The organism is Streptomyces daqingensis, from assembly GCF_014645895.1.
Classification (GTDB): domain Bacteria; phylum Actinomycetota; class Actinomycetes; order Streptomycetales; family Streptomycetaceae; genus Streptomyces; species Streptomyces daqingensis.
The window spans coordinates 136,515-157,561 of the sequence record NZ_BMMP01000005.1 but is presented as its reverse complement, the minus strand read 5'-3'; the positions used below and the strand labels follow the sequence as shown (position 1 = coordinate 157,561).

The 21,047-nt window shown below is 71.5% G+C and carries 16 protein-coding genes; 11 read left to right on the top strand and 5 right to left on the bottom strand.

Annotated elements, in window-relative coordinates:
* Positions 1-108 precede the first annotated feature (108 nt).
* The 9 genes from IEY56_RS09370 to IEY56_RS09330 all read left to right on the top strand — a co-directional run bounded on the left by IEY56_RS09370 (position 109) and on the right by IEY56_RS09330 (position 13,262).
* Positions 109-1,209, top strand: coding sequence for a LacI family DNA-binding transcriptional regulator (locus IEY56_RS09370; RefSeq protein WP_229711743.1), 1,101 nt, complete (start codon positions 109-111; stop codon positions 1,207-1,209).
* A gap of 153 nt (positions 1,210-1,362) precedes the next feature.
* A complete protein-coding gene (locus tag IEY56_RS09365) occupies positions 1,363-2,613 on the top strand; it encodes a sugar ABC transporter substrate-binding protein (RefSeq protein ID WP_189036667.1) in 1,251 nt (416 codons plus the stop codon).
* Between the two features lie 4 nt (positions 2,614-2,617).
* Positions 2,618-3,601 (top strand): carbohydrate ABC transporter permease, encoded by a 984-nt coding sequence (locus tag IEY56_RS09360; RefSeq protein WP_189036666.1) that lies wholly within the window; start codon positions 2,618-2,620, stop codon positions 3,599-3,601.
* A complete protein-coding gene (locus tag IEY56_RS09355; protein WP_189036665.1) occupies positions 3,598-4,467 on the top strand; it encodes a carbohydrate ABC transporter permease in 870 nt (289 codons plus the stop codon). The genes IEY56_RS09360 and IEY56_RS09355 overlap by 4 nt, the downstream gene beginning before the upstream one ends.
* Positions 4,468-4,658: 191 nt before the next feature.
* Entirely contained in the window at positions 4,659-6,509 is a 1,851-nt protein-coding gene (locus IEY56_RS09350; protein WP_189036664.1) for a GH39 family glycosyl hydrolase, read from the top strand.
* A 91-nt stretch (positions 6,510-6,600) separates the two neighbouring features.
* Positions 6,601-8,031 carry a glucoamylase family protein gene (locus IEY56_RS09345; RefSeq protein ID WP_189036663.1) on the top strand — a complete coding sequence of 477 codons (1,431 nt, stop codon included), beginning with the start codon at positions 6,601-6,603 and terminating at the stop codon, positions 8,029-8,031.
* Positions 8,032-8,123: 92 nt separating this feature from the next.
* The gene (locus tag IEY56_RS09340; RefSeq protein WP_189036662.1) at positions 8,124-9,581 is read left to right on the top strand and encodes a sulfatase family protein; all 1,458 of its coding nucleotides are present in this window, start codon (positions 8,124-8,126) and stop codon (positions 9,579-9,581) included.
* A gap of 7 nt (positions 9,582-9,588) precedes the next feature.
* Complete coding sequence (locus IEY56_RS09335; RefSeq protein ID WP_189036661.1) at positions 9,589-10,584, top strand: formylglycine-generating enzyme family protein; 996 nt, start codon at positions 9,589-9,591, stop codon at positions 10,582-10,584.
* 137 nt (positions 10,585-10,721) lie between these two features.
* Positions 10,722-13,262 carry a beta-galactosidase gene (locus tag IEY56_RS09330; RefSeq protein WP_189036660.1) on the top strand — a complete coding sequence of 847 codons (2,541 nt, stop codon included), beginning with the start codon at positions 10,722-10,724 and terminating at the stop codon, positions 13,260-13,262.
* A 69-nt stretch (positions 13,263-13,331) separates the two neighbouring features.
* Here the strand turns inward: IEY56_RS09330 and IEY56_RS09325 are convergent, their stop codons facing one another.
* Complete coding sequence (locus IEY56_RS09325; protein ID WP_189036659.1) at positions 13,332-14,474, bottom strand: glycoside hydrolase family 15 protein; 1,143 nt, start codon at positions 14,472-14,474, stop codon at positions 13,332-13,334.
* A gap of 177 nt (positions 14,475-14,651) precedes the next feature.
* On the opposite strand from IEY56_RS09325, the gene IEY56_RS09320 reads away from it, so the two are divergent.
* Positions 14,652-15,536: an SDR family oxidoreductase gene (locus IEY56_RS09320; RefSeq protein ID WP_189036658.1), complete on the top strand. Its 885-nt coding sequence runs from the start codon at positions 14,652-14,654 to the stop codon at positions 15,534-15,536.
* A 30-nt stretch (positions 15,537-15,566) separates the two neighbouring features.
* Here the strand turns inward: IEY56_RS09320 and IEY56_RS09315 are convergent, their stop codons facing one another.
* From IEY56_RS09315 to IEY56_RS09300, 4 genes are all read right to left on the bottom strand, one after another.
* Complete coding sequence (locus IEY56_RS09315; RefSeq protein WP_189036657.1) at positions 15,567-16,181, bottom strand: SAM-dependent methyltransferase; 615 nt, start codon at positions 16,179-16,181, stop codon at positions 15,567-15,569.
* A 155-nt stretch (positions 16,182-16,336) separates the two neighbouring features.
* The gene (gene ku, locus IEY56_RS09310) at positions 16,337-17,464 is read right to left on the bottom strand and encodes a non-homologous end joining protein Ku (RefSeq protein WP_189036656.1); all 1,128 of its coding nucleotides are present in this window, start codon (positions 17,462-17,464) and stop codon (positions 16,337-16,339) included.
* 220 nt (positions 17,465-17,684) lie between these two features.
* Positions 17,685-19,109 carry a glutamate decarboxylase gene (gene gad / locus IEY56_RS09305; RefSeq protein WP_189036655.1) on the bottom strand — a complete coding sequence of 475 codons (1,425 nt, stop codon included), beginning with the start codon at positions 19,107-19,109 and terminating at the stop codon, positions 17,685-17,687.
* A 194-nt stretch (positions 19,110-19,303) separates the two neighbouring features.
* On the bottom strand, positions 19,304-20,152 hold the full coding sequence (locus tag IEY56_RS09300) for an SAM-dependent methyltransferase (RefSeq protein WP_189036654.1): 849 nt from the start codon (positions 20,150-20,152) through the stop codon (positions 19,304-19,306).
* 327 nt (positions 20,153-20,479) lie between these two features.
* Between IEY56_RS09300 and IEY56_RS09295 the strand changes: the two genes are divergently transcribed.
* Positions 20,480-21,001 (top strand): (2Fe-2S)-binding protein, encoded by a 522-nt coding sequence (locus IEY56_RS09295; protein ID WP_189036653.1) that lies wholly within the window; start codon positions 20,480-20,482, stop codon positions 20,999-21,001.
* Positions 21,002-21,047: the final 46 nt, after the last annotated feature.

Sequence of the window (21,047 nt, the reverse complement as noted above, 5' to 3'; positions counted from 1 at the left end):
GTGCTCCTCGTCGCCTTCTTGCCGACGCCTTCGGGGGCGGCGTACGATGAATGCGCTTTCAATCCATCGGCCGGCACGGCCGCAGCAAGGCAGGAGAGCATCGGTCGCGTGAGTGCTCCCACCGTGTACGACGTCGCCGGACAGGCGGGCGTCTCGATCGCGACGGTCTCGCGAGTCTATCGCGCACCGGACTCCGTCCGAGCGGGTACGCGGGAGCGCGTGCTGGAGGCGGCACGCGAACTCGGCTACGTACCGAGCGGCAACGCCCGGGGCCTCGCCAGCCGCAACACGCGCGTCCTCGGCCTGTGCTTCCCCGACTACGCGGACCCGGACGCGGAGGACCCCGACGGGGACTACGGCGACGCCGAGTTGATGCTCTACTCCGACGAGATAATCCGCGGCATGGAGCGGGCGGCCCGCCGCCACGGCTACGCGCTGCTCATCGCCGCGTCTCTCTCGGAGGGCCCCAAGAGCCTCGTGGCCGACGTGGCCGGACGGGTCGACGGCTTCGCCGTACTGGCCCGCACGGTCCCCACCGAGGAACTCGAAGTGATCTCGCGGCGGCTGCCCGTGGTGATGCTGGCCGGTCCGCGCGAGGACGCGCCGCTCGACCACCTCGACCACGTGGAAGTGGCGAACTTCGACGGCGAACTGGCCCTGACGAGGCACCTCATCGCCGATCACGGCATCACTCGGCTGGCCTTCGTCGGGAGCGCGGAGGACTCCCCCGACGGCGAGGCCCGCTTCCGCGGCTTCCAGGCCGCCCATCTGGAGGCCGGGCTGCCGGTGCCCGAGCGCCCTGACGTACGGACGAGGCTGACGCAGGCCGAGGGGCGCCAGGCCGTCGCTGAGCTGCTCGACGGCGGGGCGGAGCTCCCGGGCGGAGTCGTGTTCGCCAACGACCAGATGGCGGTCGGGGCGCTCTCCGAACTGAACCGGCGCGGCGTGCGGGTGCCCGAGGACCTCGCCGTGGCGGGGTTCGACGGCATCCCGCTCGGACGCCTGGTCACCCCCGCGCTGACGACCGTGCGGCAGCCGATGCGCCGGCTCGGCGAGGAGGCGGTGGACCTGCTGGTCTCACGGCTGGAGGACCGCGACCGCGAGCCCGAGTCGCGGGTGCTGCCGGTCTCCGTGATCCGGCGTTCCAGCTGCGGATGCGCGAACGGCCACGACGCGGTGCCCGACGCGGCTTCCGTTACACAGTCGTAATACCCCCGGGCCTTGCACGCCCGGGCGGTCGCTTCCAGAGTATGTATGCGCTTACAGACTCTCTTACGGCCACGCGGCCGCCCGAGTCACCCGGCCTCGGCCTACGAACGTCCGGCGCCCCATCACGCTCCGCTAACGAGGAGGAGCCCCTCCATGCAGCCCATACCCCGCATCGCCGCCGCCACAGCGGCCACGACCGCTCTCGCGCTGCTGCTCACCGGCTGCGGCAGCGGGGGGAGCGAACAGGCCTCCGCCAAGGACAAGCAGACCCTCACCGTCTGGGGCATGGGAGAGGAGGGCAAGCACCTGGCGAAGCTCGGCAAGGAGTTCAACGAGAAGCACTCGAACATCACCGTGAAGGTCACTCCGGTCGGCTGGGACGTCGTCCACCAGAAGCTGACCTCCGCCGTGGCCGCCGGAGAGCTCCCCGACATGGCCCAGATGGGCAGCACCATGATGGGCGAGTTCATCGAGCTACAGGCCCTCGAGCCCGTCGACGAGAAGACCTTCGACAAGGGCGACTACTTCCCCGCGGCCTGGAACAGCGGCGTGAAGGACGGCAAGGCGTACGGCGTCCCCTGGTACGTCGACACCCGCGCGCTCTACTACCGCACCGACCTCGCCGAGAAGGCCGGAGTGGACGAGCCCCCGGCCACCTGGGACGACCAGCGCAAGCTCGCGAAGGCCTACAAGGACGAGGCGAAGGCGGAGTGGGGCACCTACCACCAGCCCGCCAACGTCGGCACCTGGCAGACGTGGCTGCCCTTCCTCTACTCGGCCGGCGGCCAGCTCCTCGACAAGTCGGGCAAGCCCGCTCTGGACTCGCCGGAGTCCGTCAAGGCGCTGGAGGAGTACGCGCACTACTTCGACAAGGGCCTCTCCAGGAAGAGCTCGCCGCCGGACTACGACGTGGTCAAGGACTTCGGCTCCGGCGACGCCCCGATGTTCATCTCCGGCCCCTGGATCGTGAACAACATCAAGGACCAGCAGCCGCAGCTCAAGGGCAAGTACGCCACCGCCCCGCTCCCGGCGGACGAGTCCAGCACCTCGTGGGTGGGCGGCGCCAGCCTCGTCACCTTCGAGGACAGCGAGCACAAGGCCGCGGCGAAGGAGTTCCAGAAGTTCCTCACCGAGACCGAGCAGCAGGGCCGCTGGTACGAGATGGCCAAATCGCTGCCCGCCAAGAAGGCGGCGTGGGACGAGCCGGCGCTGAAGAACGCCCCGGAGCAGCTCGACGCGTTCGAGGAGCAGCTCAAGACGGCCAAGACCGTTCCGCCGCTCGCCAAGTGGGAGGAGTTCGCCTCCAAGATCGACGAGGGCGTCGCGCGCATCTCGCAGAAGGGCGAGTCCCCGGAGAAGGCCGCCGCCTGGATGCAGAAGGCGACCCAGGGCCTGGTGGACTGACCGGATGACCACGACCACCGACTCCCGGAGGGGAGCCCCGGGCAGCACCGGCAAGGTGCGGCCCGGGGCCGGGACGGGCAAGGGCGCGGGGCCGCGCCGCCGGGACCGGCTCAGCGTGCAGAACCTCCCGGGGTGGATGTTCTCCTCCCCGTTCCTGGTGCTGTTCCTGACGTTCATGGCCGTGCCCATCGTCGCCACGCTGGTCATGAGCTTCACCGACTTCGGGCTGGCGAACGTCCGCGACCCGTTCTCCACGGAGTTCACCGGCCTCGAGAACTACACCCGCCTCTTCGAGGACGAACGCTTCCTGACGGCCCTGTTCAACACCGGCTACTTCGTGGTCCTGGGCGTGCCGCTGACCGTCGGCGCCGGACTCGTCGCGGCTGTGCTGCTCAACTCCGGCGTCGGCAGGCTGCGGACCTTCTTCCGGGTCGGCTTCTACGCGCCCGTCGTCACCAGCATCGTCGCGGTGGCCGTGGTGTGGCGCTTCGTGCTCGACCCGGCCGACGGCCTCATCTCCGGACTGGCGGCCGAAGTCGGCCTGACGTCCCCGGACTTCCTCGGCTCCAAGGCCCTGGCGATGCCCTCGCTGATCGTGATGGCGGTGTGGCGGAACATGGGCACGGCGATGGTCCTCTTCCTCGCCGGGCTGCAGGGCATCCCCACCGAGGTGCGGGAGGCCGCGCGGCTCGACGGCGCGAGCATGTGGCAGGAGTTCCGCAGCGTCACCGTGCCCCTGCTGCGTCCGACGATGCTCTACGTCAGCGTGATGACGACCATCGGCTTCCTCAACGTCTTCGAGGAGCCGTTCGTGATGACGGAGGGCGGTCCGGACAACAGCACCCTGACCGTCTCGCTCGACATGTACCGCGAGGGCTTCGACTTCTTCCACATGGGCTACGCCAGCGCGATGGCCTACGTGCTCTTCACCGTCATCCTCGCGATCACCCTGCTCCAGCTCCGTCTGCTGAAGGACAAGACCCGATGACCGCCCAGGTGAGCGATACGGCCAGTCGTCCGCTGCACAAGGGCGAGCGGACCGGCAGAAGGCTGAGGGTGGCCACCCTGTGGGCAGGCGTCCTGGTGATGACGACGCCGTTCCTGTGGATGGTGCTCTCCTCCTTCAAGTCGGAGCGCGACCTGGGCGCCACGCCCACGGTGTGGATCCCGGACGAGTGGACGCTCGTCCACTTCGACAAGCTGCTCGACCTGCTCGACATGGGGTCGCACTTCTTCAACTCGACGCTGGTCGCCGTTGCCGTCACCGGCTGCAACCTCGTCTTCTGCTCCATGCTGGGCTACGCCCTGGCGAAGCTGAACTTCGCCGGCAAGCGCCCGGTGTTCGGGCTCGTGCTGGGCGCCCTGATGGTGCCGCACAACCTGATGCTGATGCCGATGTTCGTGATGGTCAGCAAGATGGGCCTGATCGACTCCTACGCGGCGCTCATCCTGCCGTTCGCGGCCGGTGCCTTCGGCGTCTTCCTGATGCGGCAGTTCATGTCGGCCATCCCGGACGAGCTCCTGGAGGCGGCCCGCATCGACGGAGCGGGCGAGTGGTTCATCTTCTGGCGGATCGCGATGCCGCTGGTCAAACCGGCCCTGGCCACGCTGGCGATCTTCACGTTCCTGCAGTCCTGGAACAACTTCCTCTGGCCCCTGGTGGCCACCAACGACCCCGACAAGTACACCCTTCCGGTCGCGCTGGCCACCTTCGCCATCGACCCCACGAAGACCAACGGCTCCAACGGCGTGCTGATGGCGGGCGCCTTCCTCGTCGTGCTGCCGGTGCTGCTGGTCTTCATCGTCCTGCAGCGCTACTTCACGCAGGGCATCGCCACCGCCGGGCTCAAGTAAGCAGGCCCGGCCCCGCCGCCCACCGACCGCCACCGACGTCCCCGCCCGACTCCGGTGCCCCCGCGCTCCGTTCGCAAGCCGCACCACGCCGGACTCCGCACTCACCGCGGTCCTCCCGCCCGCCGGGCAGGCCCGGCCCCCGCCTCCGGCGGCCCGCAGTGTATGCGCATCCATGAAAGGTGAACCACACGATGACCGAGAAGAACGCCGCTCGCCTCGACTGGGAGCAGCGCATCGGCCTCCCCAGCGACCAGCCGCTCACCGGCACCGCCGACCTTCCCCCGCCGGCCGGGCTCCGCTCGGAGGACGGGACCGGTCACGTGCTCCTCGACTGGCAGCCGGTCGAGGGCGCCCTGGGGTATCTGGTCCACCGCGCGGACACCGTCGACGGGCCGTACGAACCGCTGGACCACCGCGGCGGCGACGTGCTGGCAGTGCCCGCGCCTCCGTACGCCGACTCGCTCGTCGAGGCGGGCCGCGGCTACTGGTACAAGGTGGCCTCCTGGACGGACGCGGGTCCCGGCCCGCTCTCCGGCGAAGCCGTGCGCGGCTGCCCGAAGGCGCCCGGCTCGCAGCCCGCCGGGGTGACCGTCTCCGTCGACGCCTCCGCCGCGCCGGTACAGATGCCGCCCGTGTGGAACCGGATGATCGGCGCCGAGCACCTGTCGATGCTGATCTGGGACGAGCCGGGTCCCGGCGGCGCCGACGTCGCCAGGGAGTACGCCGACGCGCTGGGCATCGTCCGCGACGAACTCGGCGTACGCACCGTGCGCGCGCACGGCACCTTCCTGCCCGAGATGGTGAGCGTGCGTCCGGACGGGTCCTTCGACTTCTCCGGCATGGACGAGGTCTACGACCGCTTCCTGGCGCTGGGTCTCAAGCCCGTCGTCGAACTCTCCTTCATGCCGGCGGAGTTGGCGCTGGACCCCGAGTACACGATCTTCGACTACAAGGGGATCGCGTCCGTCCCCCGCAGCTGGGAGCGGTGGGGCGAGCTGTGCCGCGCGGCGACCGAGCACCTGCGGGAGCGCTACGGCGCGGACGAGGTGGCCGGCTGGGAGTTCGAGATCTGGAACGAGGCCAACCTGGAGGTGTTCTGGAACGGCACCCAGGCCCAGTACCACCTGCTGTACGAGACGGCCGTCCGCGCGATCAAGGACGTCGACCCCCGCATCCCCGTCGGCGGCCCCGGCTCCGCGGCGGCCAAGTGGGTCGGCCCGCTGCTGGAGCACTGCCGCGAGAACGACGTCCCCATCGACTTCATCTCCACCCACACCTACGGCAACGCGCCGCTCGACTTCCGCCCCCAGACCCGCTCGTTCGCGGAGGCGACGGGCAAGCCGGAGCCGGAGATCCTGTGGACCGAGTGGGGCGTGACGCCCACGCACTTCCACCGAGTCAGCGACTCCGTCTTCTCCGCACCGTTCGTGCTGCGCGGCATGAAGAGCGCGCTGGAGTCCACCGACTGCCTCGCGTACTGGGTCGCCACCGACCACTTCGAGGAGCTCGGCAGGCCGCCGAAGCTCTTCCACGGCGGTTTCGGGCTGCTGACGGTCGGCAACCTGCGCAAGCCGCGCTTCTGGGCGCTGCGGATGCTCTCACAGCTGGAGGGCGGACGCGTCCCGGCCTCGGTGTCCGGTGACGGCGCGGAGGCGCTGGTCGAGTCGCTCGCCACACGCGGCGACGACTTCTCGACCGTCGACGTCCTGTGCTGGAACGGCACGCTCGACCAGACGAAGATCGACGGCGCTCCCGCGCTGAACCGCGGGGCGACCGTCGTCGTGAACGGCCTCCCGGCGGACGCCCGTTACGCCGTGACGCTGCGCAGCGTCGACGAGGAGCACTCCAACATTCAGTCGGTCTGGGACGAGTTGGGCGGCGGTGACTGGCCCGACGAGCAGCAGTGGGCCCGGCTCCGCGACGCGGACCGGCTGTTCGAGGAGGAACTGGAGACGGTGACCACGGGCCCCTGCGGTTCCGTCTCCCTCACGGTCGACCTGCCGATGCCCGGCATCCGCGCGCTGCGGCTCACCAGGGTCTGACCACCGGCGGGGCCCCCGGCTCGGGGCCCCGCCGCTTCCGTCTCCGGCTTCCTGTCTTCCGAACCGAACGAACGAAGGAGTCGCAACCACCATGAACCGACGGACAATCCTCACGGCGGGCGCCGGCGCAACGGCCGCTCTCGCCCTCGGCGCCGGAGCGGCCCCCGCCTCGGCTCTCGGCCGCACCGGAAGCGGCAAGGCCGCCGGCGGTACCAGGACGGCTGCGCTGCTGCACCGCTGGTTCGCCGACACCTACCGCTCCATCGAGGCCATGCACACCGACTTCGGTCTCGCGACCGACAAGGTCGACGTCAGCGGCTCGAAGCCCGAGCGGAGCGTGCAGACCTCCCCCACCAACATCGGCTGCGGCATGTGGTCCACCGTGGCCGCCGCCGGCCTCGGGGTGATCAGCCGCCGCACGATGCACAACCGGCTCGCGGGTGCCGTCTCCGCCGTGGAGAAGCTGCACCGGGCGCACGGCTTCTGGCTCAACTGGTACGACGCCTCCACCGGCGACGTGCTCACCGAATGGCCCGAAACAGGCGACGAGGTACGGCCGTTCCTGTCGTCCGTGGACAACGCCTGGCTCGTGACGGGGCTTCGCATCGCCGCCGACGCGGACCCCTCGCTGCGTCCCCGCGTCAAGAAGCTGCTGGCGGACGCCGACTGGTCCTTCTTCTACACGCCCTTCGACGAGGACGACCCGGCGCAGAACCCCGGCCAGCTGCACGGCGGCTACTGGACGGACGACGACACCTTCACCAGCCACTGGTACGGGTCGCTCAACACCGAGCCTCGCATGGCCAGTTACCTCGGCATCGGGGACGGCAGCCTGCCCGGCGAGCACTACTGGCACACGTTCCGCACGATGGTGCCGGAGAACGAGCAGGAGCAGAAGCCCGAGGGCGAGTACGTGACGGTCGACGGCGTGCGCCTCTTCCGCGGCCACTACACCTACCGCGGACGGAAGCTCGTCCCCAGCTGGGGCGGTTCGATGTTCGAGGCGCTGATGGTCCCGCTGTTCGTGCCGGAGGCCGAGTGGTCGCCGAAGGCGTGGGGCCTCACGCACAAGCGCTACATCCGCAGCCACATCGAGCACGGCCTGGAGGAGGAGAAGTACGGCTACTGGGGCTTCTCCCCCGCGAACATCCCCGCGGGCGGCTACAGCGAGTACGGCGTGGACGCGATCGGCATGACCGTCGACGGCTACGAGTCCAAGGGCGTCGTCACACCGCACGCCTCCTTCCTCGCGATGCAGTACGAGCCCGCCGAGTCCGTCTCCAACCTGCTGAAGATCGCTGAGGACTTCGGGGCGTACCACAAGGGGCTCGGCTTCCGGGACTCCGTGGACGTGCGGAAGGGGACCGTCAGCGACTACATGCTCGCCCTGGACCAGGGCATGGTCGCCGCCGGACTGGCGCAGGTGCTCCGCCCCGGACTGCTGCAACGTCCGTTCCGCACGGGCGGGTTCGACCGCCGGGTCAGGCCGCTGCTGGCGAAGGAGGACTTCGGCATAGCCTGACCGTCGCCGGTCACCCCATCGACGGCCGGCGGGCGCCCGGTGCGGTCCCCCGCACCGCACCGTGCCCCCGCCGGTCCCGCAGGAAGGACGTCATGACTCCGACGAGCGACGAGCGCCCGGCCGACGAGCGCCCCAACATCGTGCTGTTCATGACGGACGACCACGCCGTCCCGGCCATCGGCGCGTACGGCAGCGTCATCAACCGGACTCCGGCCGTCGACGAGTTGGCCGCCGGGGGCATGCGGTTCGACAACACCTTCTGCACGAACGCGATCTGCTCGCCCGCCCGGGCCACTCTGCTGACCGGCGCCTACAGCCACGTCAACGGCATGACCTCGCTCCAGGGCCCGGACCACACCTTCGACGCCACGCAGCCGAGCTTCCCGGAGATGCTGCAGGCGGCCGGCTACCAGACAGCGATCATCGGCAAGTGGCACCTCGGGCACGGCGGCGACAGCGACCCCCGCGGTTTCGACCACTGGGAGATCCTGCCCGAGCACGGCGTCTACCACGATCCGACGTTCCTGACCGCCGAGGGCGAACGCCGGTACCAGGGCTACGTCACCGACATCATCACCGATCTGGCACTGGGCTGGCTCGACAAGCGCGACCCCGGCCGTCCGTTCGCCCTGCTGATCCAGCACAAGGCGCCGCACCGCTCGTTCGAACCCGCAGACCGTCACCGCAACCTGTACGCGGGCGAGGAGATCCCGGCGCCCCCGACGCTCCACGACGACCTGCGGGGCCGCGCGTCCGCCGCGTCGGAGGCGCGGCTCGCCATGTCCGACCTGGAGGCGCACGACCTCAAGGAGCCCGTGCCGGAGGGGCTTTCGGAGCGTGAGGAGCGCGAGTGGCGGTACCAGCGCTACATCAAGGACTACCTGCGTGTGGTCGCCTCCCTCGACGAGAACGTCGGGAGGGTTCTGCACTGGCTGGAGACGGCCGGGCTGTCGGAGGGGACCGCCGTCGCCTACACCTCCGACCACGGCTTCTTCCTCGGTGAACACGGCTGGTTCGACAAGCGGTTCATGTACGACCCGGCCATGCGCATCCCGCTCGTCATGCGCTGGCCGGGGGTCGTCGCGCCGGGATCCGTCAACGAGGACCTCGTGGCTAACGTCGACTTCGCCCCCACGCTGCTCGACCTCGCGGGCGTGGAGCCGCCCGCGCGGATGCAGGGCCGCAGCCTGCTGCCGCTGCTGCGCGGCTCCACGCCGGAGGACTGGCGGACGGGCGTGTACTACCGCTACTACATGCATCTGGACGGCGACCACCACGTCCAGGCCAGCTACGGCATCCGGACGCGCACCCACAAGCTCATCCACTACCCGGGTCACGGCTCCGGCGCCTCCGGTGCGAGCGACGAGCGCAGGGAGCCGGAGTGGGAGCTGTTCGACCTCGCAGCCGACCCCGAGGAACTTCACAACCGCTACGACGACCCCGAATACGCCTCCGTCGTCGCGGAGTTGAAGGAGCAGCTGGCAGGCCTGCAGCAGCAGTACGGGGACACGCCGGAGGGCGTGCTGCCGCCGGAACGCGGCCGGGGGTGAGCCGCCCATGTCCTCTCCTCCCGGCGACACCGGTCCGCGGCCCGCGTGCTGCGCTCCGTCCCGGCCGCCCGCGCCGGCCGCGCCCTCGCCGTCGCCGAGAGGCCGCGGCGCGGACCGCGGGCCGGGGCGGCGGGGCCCGGACGCTCCGGAGGGCCACGAGCCGCATGGCGGCTGGCGGCGGCTGAACGGGGGCCGCTTCCGCATGGGCTGCGAGGACGGGCCGTACCCGGCCGACGGCGAAGGGCCCGTGCGCGAGGTGACGCTCTCCCCGTTCTCCCTCGCCGCGACGACCGTGAGCAACGCGGAGTTCGCCGCGTTCGCCCACGCCACGGGCTACCGCACCGACGCCGAACGCTTCGGCTGGTCCTTCGTCTTCGGCGGCTTCCTGCCGCGGGACTTCCCGCCCACCCGCGCGGCCGCGTCCGCCCCCTGGTGGCGGCAGGTGTTCGGCGCCGACTGGCGCCACCCGGAGGGCCCCGCCTCGGACGTGGACAGCCGCCAGGACCATCCGGTGGTGCACGTCTCGCACGGCGACGCCCTGGCGTACTGCGACTGGGCGGGAGTGCGGCTGCCCACCGAAGCCGAGTGGGAGTACGGGGCACGCGGCGGCCTCGCCGGCATGCCCTTCCCGTGGGGCGAACGGCGCGACCCGGGCGGCACGTACCGGATGAACATCTGGCGGGGCACGTTCCCCGAGACCAACACCGCGGCCGACGGCTACGCCGGAACCTGCCCCGTCGACGCCTTCCCGGCGAACGGCTACGGCCTGTTCAACATGACGGGCAACGTGTGGGAGTGGTGCGCGGACCGCTTCAGCACGGATTACCACGTCGACGGCCCGCGAACGGACCCCGCGGGGCCCCCGGAGGGCGGCACCCGCGTGCTGCGCGGAGGTTCGCACCTGTGCCACGAGTCGTACTGCGTGCGCTACCGGACCTCCGCCCGGATGGCCAACACCCCTGACAGCACCTCCGGCAACACCGGGTTCAGGGTGGCCCGCTGACCTCTCATGCCCGGACGTCACAGGTTTCCCCCAGACCTCTTGTATGCGCTTCCTGTAAGCGCATACGGTCACGGCGCACCGTCGTCGGCCAGTACAGGGACCCGTCCCGACCCCACGACCCCACGGAGAAACCAGACATGACGTCCCAGCCCTCAACTCCGCGCCGCCGCACCGTACTCGGCGGCGCGGGGGCAGTCGCCGCCGTCGCGACCGGCATGAACACCGCCCCGGCCGCCGCTGCCGCCCCCGCCGCCGGCGGTGTCCTCGGCGACAAGGGGACGCCGTCCGTCACGTACCGCAGGAAGCGGCTGCTGATCGACGGCGAACCCGTCCTGGTCCTCGCAGGCGAGATCCACTACTTCCGGCTGAAGCGCTCCGACTGGCAGTCGCGCCTCGACCTGGCGAAGGAGGCGGGACTCAACACGATCGCCACCTACATCCCGTGGATGTGGCACGAGACGTCCGGCGGGTCCATCGACGTCACCGGCCGCACCCGCGAGGAGCGCGACCTCGGCGCCTTCCTGGACCTGTGCCTCGACAACGGCTTCCACGTCATCGCCCGCCCCGGCCCGTTCACCATGGCGGAGCTGAAGGGCGAGGGGATCCCGGCCCGCGTGCGCGAGGAGCACCCGGAGATCGTCGCGAAGGGCTGGGACGGGCAGAAGGACACCGCCCAGACCGTCGACTACCTCGCGCCCGCCTACCTCAAGGAGGTGCGGCGCTGGTACGACGCGGTGATCCCGGTGATCGCGAAGCGCAAGCACCGCAAGGGACGCCCCGGAGTCATCGCCTGCCAGCTCGACAACGAGATCGGCATGCTCAACTGGGTCAGCAACCACCCCTCCCTCTCCGACGGCGCCCTGAAGGACTTCAACGCCTGGCTCGACGAGACGTACGGCGGCAAGCTCTCCGACCGCTACCCGTTCGCGGACGCCCCCGCCGGCGAACGCGACAAGGCGATCCGTGCTCCCAAGGACGCCTACTCCCCCGCCCTCATGCACGACCTGGGCAAGTTCATGCGGGGCCGCTTCGCCCGGTACGTGAGGGCACTGCGCAAGTCGGCCGAGGGCAACGGGCTCACGGGCGTGCCGTTCCTGATCAACATCCACGGCACGAGCGACGGCGGCGCGAGGAAGTTCCCCATCGGCATCAGCCAGTTGATGGAGACGTGGTCGGGAGAGCCGGGCGTCTTCTCCGGCTCGGACTTCTACCTCGGCGGGCTCACCGTCAAGAACGTCACCGACCTCTACCTCATCAACGCCTTCACGGAGTCCGTGCAGGACGGCGACCAGCCGCTGAGCGCCCTGGAGTTCGACGCCGGGCACGCCGACTACGGCGACAACCTGGACAACCAGGAGGACGCGGAGAGCGGGGACCTCAAGACGCGGCTCTGCCTCGCCCAGGGCGTCAAGATGATCAACTACTACCTCTTCTCAGGGGGGTTCAACCCGAAGCTCGACAAGCCCGCCGGCGACGGCAACGACCGCATCGGCATCACGGGTGAGCGCCACGGCTTCTCCGCGCCGGTCGACCCCGAGGGCAGGAAGAACCTCAGCTACGAGCCGCTGAAGGAGACCGTCCACGCCGTGAACGGCCTGGCCGGCGCCCTGGCGGGGATGGTCCCGACGTACGACGACGTCGCGCTCGGCTTCGTCCCCGACCACTACCTGACCGAGTACCACCCGCCGGAGCGCGAGAGCGCCGACGCGATCCTCGCCGACATCGAGGAGATCAGGGGCTTCGGCCCGCGCGGCGCGCTCTCCCGGGCGATGCTGCTGGGCGGGTTCCGCTACCGCGCCCTCGACGTCCAGTCGGCGGAGCTGGACCCGGACCGTACGCCCGTACTCGCACTGGCCACCGGTGAGAACCTCGCGACAGGCGTGCAGCGCAAGCTCGTCCGGTACCTGAAGGCCGGCGGCAAGCTGCTGCTGTCCGGCAAGCTCCCCGTCGCCGACATGGCGGGCCGCAAGAGCACGGAGCTCGCGGACGCGCTCGGGCTGAAGGCCGGGAAGACGATGACCGACGCCGACCGCTTCTGGCTGTCGGCGACCTCGCACGGCTGGGCCGCCCCGCGTGCCGAAGTCCGCATCGCCAAGGCCCAGTTGTGCACGCCGTCCAGGGGCGAGACGGTGCTGAAGGAGCTGAGCACCGGCAAGGGCTGCGGATTCGACATCCCGGTGGGCAAGGGCCGCGCCGTGGTCGTCACCACCGACTACCGCTGCGACCTGGACTTCTGGATGAGCGCGCTGAAGGCACTGGGCGCCTCTCCCACGCTGACCCACAGCCCCACCGACCCGGGGCTCTTCCTTCTGACGACGCGCGACGCCGACGGAGGGCGCCTGCTGCACGCCCTGAACGTCACCTCGGGCCTGGACCAGGTCTTCACCGTCTCCGAGAAGGGCAGGGCGCTCTTCGGCGGCGAGAAGCTGCGGATCCCCGGCCGCAGCGGGGCGATGCTCCCGCTGGACCTCGAGGCCGGCGGCGGGCGGATCGCGTACGCCACCGCCGAGATCACCGGCATCCGCAAGGGCGAGGTCACGTTCCGCGCGGTGGGCGGCGGCGAGTCCGTCGTGGCCGTGGAGGGCGGCGCCCGGTGCGAGGGCGCCAAGTCCTCGCGGGAGGGCGGCCGTACGGTGCTGCGCGTGCGCCGCCCCGAGTTCACCGTCCGGCTGGGATAGACGCGGCCCGGGCCCTCGGCGTACGGCGGTGAGGCCGTACGCCGAGGGCCCGGCGCGTACTGCGGCTCCCTACGCCTGCGGGCCCCGCGTGGGCGCCGAGTCGAGCTCGCCCAGCTCGTCGGCGAGGATCAGGTACATCGCGTGCGACCAGAGCAGCGGAGTGGCGTTCGGGCCCCAGCGGTCCAGCCACTCGGCTTCGCGCCCGGGCGCCAGCCGCTGGCCTTCGGGGGCCTGTTCGGGCAGCAGCCCGTCCCGCGTGAACTGCCCGTCGATCCAGTGCAGCAGCGCCCGTGCTTCCTCGGTGCGACCGGTCCTCGCGTAGTGCCAGCCGAGCAGCGCGGAGAGCACCGGCCAGCGGCCGCCGCCGTAGAAGGTGTCGTCCAGGTAGCGGTACACGCCGCCCTCGTGCAGCAGGTCGCGTTCGACCGCGGCCAGCGTCCTCTCCGCCAGCTCGCCCTCGGCCAGGCCGAAGGGGGTGAGGGCGCTGAGCAGGCTGGCGTCCACCGCGCCGCCTTCCCCCATCCACTTGACGAGATGCCCGTCGCGTACGCCCTCCCGCCGTACCGTCGCCGCGACGTCGTCCGCCGCCGCGAGCGCTCGCTCCGCCGTCCCGCCCTCGACGAGTCCCGCCGCCGGTGCGGCGCGCAGCCCCGCTTCGATGGACGCCAGCGTCGCGCCGTGCCTGCGGTGGCTGTCCTCCTCCCACCAGTCGAAGCACGGCGTGTTCCAGGAAGCGCCCAGATAGTCGCAGGCCAGGCGTGCGGCCTCCCGGTACGGCGCGGGGTCGGCCGAGCGGCGCCGCAGATGTGCGGCGAGGAGGTGCAGCCAGGTGCCGTACCCGTCGAGCTGGAAGTTCCACCAGCCGGTGTCGCCCTCGTCGTCCCCCTCCAGCGTGTACCGGGCGGGCAGCCAGTCGCCGGAGGCGGGTGTGCCACCGGAACGCAACGTGCCGACGAGGGCCTCGATACGCCCGGTGCGCGAGGTCAGGACGCGGGCGCACCACTGGTGGAACGCACGGGCGCTGTCCGGCGCCCCGGCACGGTCGGCTCCCTCGGCGATGAACGCGCCGTCACGGAACCAGGAGTACCCGTAGACCTCGAAGGCAGGGCAGGCCGGATAGCCGCCGCCGGGGTGCTGGTGGCGCAGGATCACGTCCACCGCGGCGCGGCGGGTGCCGGGGGCGGCCTCTGTGGTGGGCGGGTCGGCAGCCATCGTCATCTCCTGTGTATGCGCTTACATCGTGCAGCCGCGACCCTACCGAAGGACGGGCGGACCAGGAAGGGCGCAGCCTGCGACGGCCGCGGACCGGGCTTCCCCGGCGCCGTTAGCGTCCGCCCCGTGCGGGTACCAGGGGCGACGCGATCGTTCCGCCAGATCCAGGAGGCACGCATGTCCGAGTCCGGTACGGAGCACCCCAAGCACCAGCAGCCCGAGCCCCCCTTCCCCTCGCAGGACGACGAGCACCCCGGCTACACCGACCGCATGGAGCCCCGTCCGGACCACGGCGAGGACAGCTACCGCGGCAGCGGCCGCCTGCAGGACCGCAAGACCGTCATCACCGGCGGGGACTCCGGCATCGGCCGCGCGGTGGCCCTCGCCTTCGCACGCGAGGGCGCCGACGTACTGCTGACGTACCTGCCGGAGGAGGAGGGCGAGGCGCGGGAGACGGTGCGCCTCGTGGAGGAGGCTGGACGCAAGGCCGTACCGGTGCCGACCGACATCAGGGAGGAGTCGGAGTGCCGGCGGATCGTCGACAAGGCCGTCGACGAGTTCGGGCGCATCGACGTGCTCGTCAACAACGCCGCCTACCAGATGTCACGGCCCGACGGCCTGGACGCGATCCCCACCGAGCAGTTCGACAGGGTCGTCCGAACGAACCTCTACGGCATGTTCTGGCTGTGCAAGATGGCGCTTCCGCACATCCCGGAGGGCGGGAGCATCATCAACACGACCTCCGTCCAGGCGTACAAGCCGAGCCCGCACCTGCTGGACTACGCGATGACGAAGGGCGCGATCGTCACCTTCACCCAGGGCCTCGCCGGCAACCTCGCCGAGCGCGGCGTCCGCGTCAACGCCGTCGCGCCCGGCCCCGTCTGGACGCCGCTCATTCCGGCGACGCTCCCCGACACCGAGGAGTTCGGCAAGCAGAGCCCCCTGGGACGCGCCGCGCAGCCCGCCGAGATGGCGCCCGCGTTCGTGTTCCTGGCGTCGCAGGAGGCCGGCTACATCACCGCTGAGATCGTCAACGCGACCGGCGGCACGCCGCTCCCGTAGGGGCCGCCGGGACCGCTGGCCGCGCCGGGATCACAGCAGCCCCTCGCGTGCCGCGGTCGAGAGCATGCGGCCTCCTCCGTCGGGACGGCCGAGGACGTGCAGCGTGAAGTCGGGGTCGCGGCAGTCGGTCAGCAGGGTCAGACCGGGGATCGCGCTGAGCACGGGTGCGAGGGTGCGGCCGGTGCGGTGGTGCTCGGGCGCCGGATGGTTCCAGTGCACGGAGACGAGCGTGCCGCCCGGCTCCAGCGAGGCGACGGTGCGGGTCAGCACCTCCCGCAGCGTCAAGTCGTCGAAGTAGTAGAGGAGTTCGGAGAGCACTATCAGCTCGAAGCGCCCGTCGGGCCACTCCTCCGGGACGGTGAGCTGGGAGACCCTCACGTGCGGCAGGTGCCTGGTGCGGGCGGCGGTCAGCTCGGCGGCCGCCGCGACCCGGTCCGTGGCCAGGAGGCTGTCGCAGCGCTCGGCCAGCCGCCCGGTGAGGACGCCCACCGAGCAGCCGGGCTCGAACGCGGTCCGGTACCGGCGCTGCGGCAGGGCGGCGAGAGTGTGGTCGTACTTGCGCTGCGCGTACCACTGCTCCGTGACGCTCCACGGATCGTGCGAGTCGGTGTACAACTGCTCGAAGTAGGCGTTGGGCGTGTTCATCTACGACCACCTCGCGTGCTGCGCGTCCGGTGCCCCGCCGCGGAGTCGCAGCGGGGCTCCCCAGAGCTTCGCATCGCGTGACGAAGGTCGCATCTCCGGCGTGCGGGTATGATCCGGCCCCGGCGCCACCCCTCAGGAGGCACCTGCGCTTCCCGTCACGAGGCCGCCTTCGCGGCGGACCGCTGCGAGCCGGCCACGGCCTCGGCCAGCTCGGAGCGGTTCATCTTCGAGCGCCCGGGGATCTCCAGCTCGCCGGCGCGTTCGTACAGCTCCTGCTTGCTCAGACCCTCCAGCTCACCGCGGGCCGGCCCCTTCCCGGATCCCGCCTTCGAACCGCGAGACGCGCCGCCGCGGCCCTTCCCCCCTGTGCCGCCTGCCTTCGAGCCGCCCGTCCTGCCGCTTCCGGCCCTGCCCCCGCCGGACCCGCGCCCGGCCGCTCCGGCCCCCCGGCGGGAGGCGCCCGATCCCTTGGACGCGCGCTTGCCGCCCCGGGAGCCCCGTCCGGTGCCCGCCTGGTCGACGCTCCGCCTGAGCGCCTCCTCCAGGTCCACCACGTTGGTCGCCTCGGGCGGCGCCTCCTCCGACACGACCTCCCGGCCCTGGTGCTTGGCCTCGACGAGTTCGCGCACCTTCTTCTCGTAGGTGTCCTCGTAGTCCTCGGGCCGCCAGTCGATCGCCATGGCGTCGATGAGCTGCTTCGCGCTCCGCAGCTCGTTGCCGCGGGTCCGCTCGCGCTCCGGGAGCCTCGGCAGTTCCTCCAGGGGGTCGCGCACCTCGTCCGCCCAGTGCAGCGTGTGCAGCTCCAGCACCTCGCCCTGGGCGCGCAGCGCCACCAGGTACTCCTTCGCGTGCATCACGAAGGTCGCGACGCCGGCCTTGCCCGTCTCGGCGAGCGCGCTGCGCAGCAGCCGGTAGACCTTGCCGTACTCCTCGCCGCGCGGCGCCAGGTAGTACGTGCGGTCGAAGTAGGCGGGCTCCACCTCTTCCAGGTCGACGAAGCCGCTGACCTCGATTACCTGCGACTTTCCGGGAGCGATCTCGTCCAGCTCCTCGGGTTCGACGACGACGTACTCCCCGTCCCCGAGGTCGTAGCCCTTGACGATGTCCTGGTAGTCGACCTGCTTTCCGGTGCGCTCGTTCACGCGCCGGTTGCGTACGCGGTCGCTCGTGCCGCGCTGGAGCTGGTGGAAGTGGATCGTGTGGTCCCGGACGGCGGCGAACAGCTGCACGGGGACGGTCACCAGACCGAAAGTGATCACTCCGCTCCAGATCGGGCGTGCCATCGCGTCGTCTCCTTACGGCCGTCTGAGTGCCGCCGTGGCGCTGCGGCAGTCCGCCGGGTCCCCGGCTGCGCCCCGGGTACCCCCGCATCGCGCCGCACCACGCATCGCGTCGGGGACGGGACGCGCGCCCGGCGCCCCTGCGGTGGACGGTGCCGCCGTGGACGGCGCCTCTTGGGTGGAAGCCGCTCTGCGCCGGTGGCCGCCTCAGCTGCGGAGCGCGTCAGTGGTGGAACGCCGTCGCGACCGAGGCCGGGCGTCCGAGGGGAGCCTGCTGGGCGCGCAGTTCGGGCAGCAGCGCCCGCAGATCCTCCTCGAACAGTTCGCCGAGGTCCGCGGTGAATCCGTTGCGGCACACCACGCGCAGCACGGCCAGGTCCTCGCGGTGCGGCGGAAGGGTGTACGCGGGGACGAGCCAGCCGCGCTCCCGCATGCGGCGCGAGACGTCGAACACGTCGAAGGCCGTGACGTGGGGGGCGGTGGTGAAGGCGAAGACGGGAAGCTGCTCGCCGCGCGTCAGCATCCTGAAGTCGCCCGTCGCCTCGATCCGTCCGGCGAGCCTCCCGGCGACGTCGCGGGCGCTCTGCTGGACGGCGCGGTAGCCGCTGCGCCCCAGCCGCAGGAAGGTGTAGTACTGCGCGGCGACCTGTGCGCCGGGCCGGGAGAAGTTCAGCGCGAAGGTCGGCATCTCCCCGCCGAGGTAGTTGACGCGGAAGACCAGCTCCTCCGGCAGGGCGTCCGCGTCCCGCCACAGCGCCCACCCCACACCCGGATAGACCAGCCCGTACTTGTGGCCGGACGTGTTGACCGACGCCACGCGCGGCAGCCGGAAGTCCCACACCAGGTCCGCGTCGAGGAAGGGGGCGACCATGCCGCCGGAGGCGGCGTCCACGTGAACCGGCACGTCGACGCCCGTCCGCTCCCGCAGGTCGTCCAGCGCCCGGCACACCTCGGCGACCGGCTCGTACGACCCGTCGAACGTCGAACCGAGCACCGCGACCACGCCGATGGTGTTCTCGTCGCACAGCTCCGCGGCAGCCGACGGATCGATGTGCAGACGCTCGCCCTCCAGGGGCACCTGGCGGGCCTCGACCTCCCAGAAGTTGCAGAACTTCTCCCAGCACACCTGCACGTTGGCGCCCATCACCAGATTGGGCCGGGCGGTCGCCGGGTAGCGGCCGCCCGCGCGCCGCGCCCACCGGCGCTTCAGCGCCATGCCGGCGAGCATGCACGCCTCGCTGGAGCCGGTGGTGGAGCAGCCGACGGCGGACGCCGGGTCCGGCGCGTTCCACAGGTCGGCGAGCATCGCCACGCAGCGGCGCTCCAGTTCGGCGGTGCGCGGGTACTCGTCCTTGTCGACGATGTTCTTGTCACGGCACGCGGCCATGATCCCGTCCGCCTCGGGCTCCATCCAGGTCGTCACGAACGTCGCCAGGTTCAGGCGGGCGTTGCCGTCCAGCATGAGCTCGTCGAGGACGAGGCGGCTCGCCGCGCGCGACGTCATCGGATCGTCGGGGAGCCGGTGGCGCGGCGGCTCCGTCTTCATCCCGGCGACGGGGTCGGCCGCGCCGTAGAGGGGGTTCACCGCCGAGGCGTCCCGTCGCGCGGGTCCCTCGTCGCGGCCGGCCGGGCCCGGGTGCAGCGGCATCGTGGTCAGCGCCTCCCATGCTGCAGCCCGCGTGCGGAGTCTCCGGCGTCGAGAGGCTGCTGCCGCGAACCTACGGCTGCCCCGCGCGCGGGGCCCGCGCTGCTGCTGCGTATGGGGGTGCCCGGGACGGCCGAGTCGTCCCGGGCGGCGACCGGCGGGTGCACCGCCGCCGCGGGCGGCCGGCGCCCCGTCCGTCAGGGTTTGATCGCCACTCCCGCCCAGAGCCCCACGGTCGCGTCGTCGACGGCGTCCTGCTCGGTGCCGATGCGGGCGGCGCCGGGAGCGTCCGGGCGCCACCGGTGCGGGACCTCGATGCCCGGCGCGACCAGGTCGAGCCCCTCGAAGAAGCGGGCGAACTCCTCCTTGCTGCGCGCCTGAGCCGTGGTGCCGCTGCTCTTGTAGACCTGGGCCACCTTCTCCATCGCCTCGCGGTCGAAGTCGCCGGTCCCGTGGGAGAGCACGAGCGCCGACCCCGGGGCCAGCGCGCCGACGAGGCGCGCGACGACGTCGTGGGCGCCCGACTCGTCCGGCACGAAGTGCAGCAGCGCCAGCGCGCTCAGGGCGACGGGCCGGGACAGGTCGAGCGTGCGCGTCAGCTCCGGCGCCCGGAGGACGGTATACGGCCGGGTGACGCTGGCGTGCACGTAGGCCGTGCGGCCCTCGGGCGAACTGTCCATCAGGGCGCGGGCGTGCGCGAGGACGATGGGGTCGTTGTCGACGTACACGACGCGGGCGTGCGGGTTCTCGTCCTGCACGACCTGGTGGAGGTTCGGCTCGGTCGGTATGCCCGTGCCGATGTCCAGGAACTGGTCGATGCCGTACTCGGCCGCCAGCACCCTGCCCGCGCGGTGCATGAAGGCCCTGTTCGTCCGTGCCGCGACCGGTGCGCCCGGCCACACGGCGATGACCCTGTCGCCTGCCTCGCGGTCCGCCTCGTAGTTCGACTTCCCGCCGAGGTAGTAGTCGTAGACGCGCGCCGTGTGCGGCTGATCGACCCGCAGGTCGAGCAGCCCGTCGGGGTCCTCGCCGCTCCCGTCCGTCATGTGCCGGCCCTCCTGCCGCCCAGCCGCGGGGCTTCCGCACCCCGATGTCTTTCCTGCGCCGCGCCGTCACACACCGCCTGCGCAGGGACAGTTGAGCGGGGAAGAGGCGGCCGGGTTCTCCGGGCGGCGCCCGGCTCGCCCTCCGGTGCGCCCCGACCGCACGCGTACGCCGCGCGGGCGGGGCCCTCTCGTCCTGAAGGTCCGGCGGCGTCACGCCCCGGGCCGCCCCCGCATCTCGCGTCCCGTCGGGGCCCGTCGCGGTCCGAGGGATCGCCCGGCGATTGTCCTAGTATGCGAAGAATTCACCGATATTCGGAGGTTGTGCAGATGTCCGTACGCGGCCCGGAGCTCACCGAACACGGCCCCGGTCTCGAGGAGCGCGGCCCCGGGCCGGTGAACGTCACCCTGTCGGTCAACGGAACCGAGCGGCACCTGCACATCGAACCGCGCGTCAGCCTGCTCGACGCCCTGCGCGAGCACCTGGAGCTGACCGGCTCCAAGAAGGGCTGCGACCAGGGCGCCTGCGGCGCCTGCACCGTATGGATCGACGGCCGGCGGGTGCTGGCCTGCCTCACGCTCGCCATGGCCTGCGAAGGCCACGAGGTCACGACCGTCGAGGGGCTCTCCGCCGACGGCGAACTGCACGCCATGCAGAAGGCGTTCATCGCCGAGGACGCCCTGCAGTGCGGCTACTGCACCCCGGGCCAGATCATGGCCGCCGTCGCGCTGCTGGCGGAAGGCCACACCGCCGACGGCGAGATCGGCGAGTGGATGAGCGGCAATCTGTGCCGCTGCGCCGCCTACCCCAACATCCGCGCCGCCGTCCGCGCCGTCCGCGACGGGTCCTGACCGGACGGCCCCGACCGCCGAACCCGGCCGCCGGGCCGTACGGGTC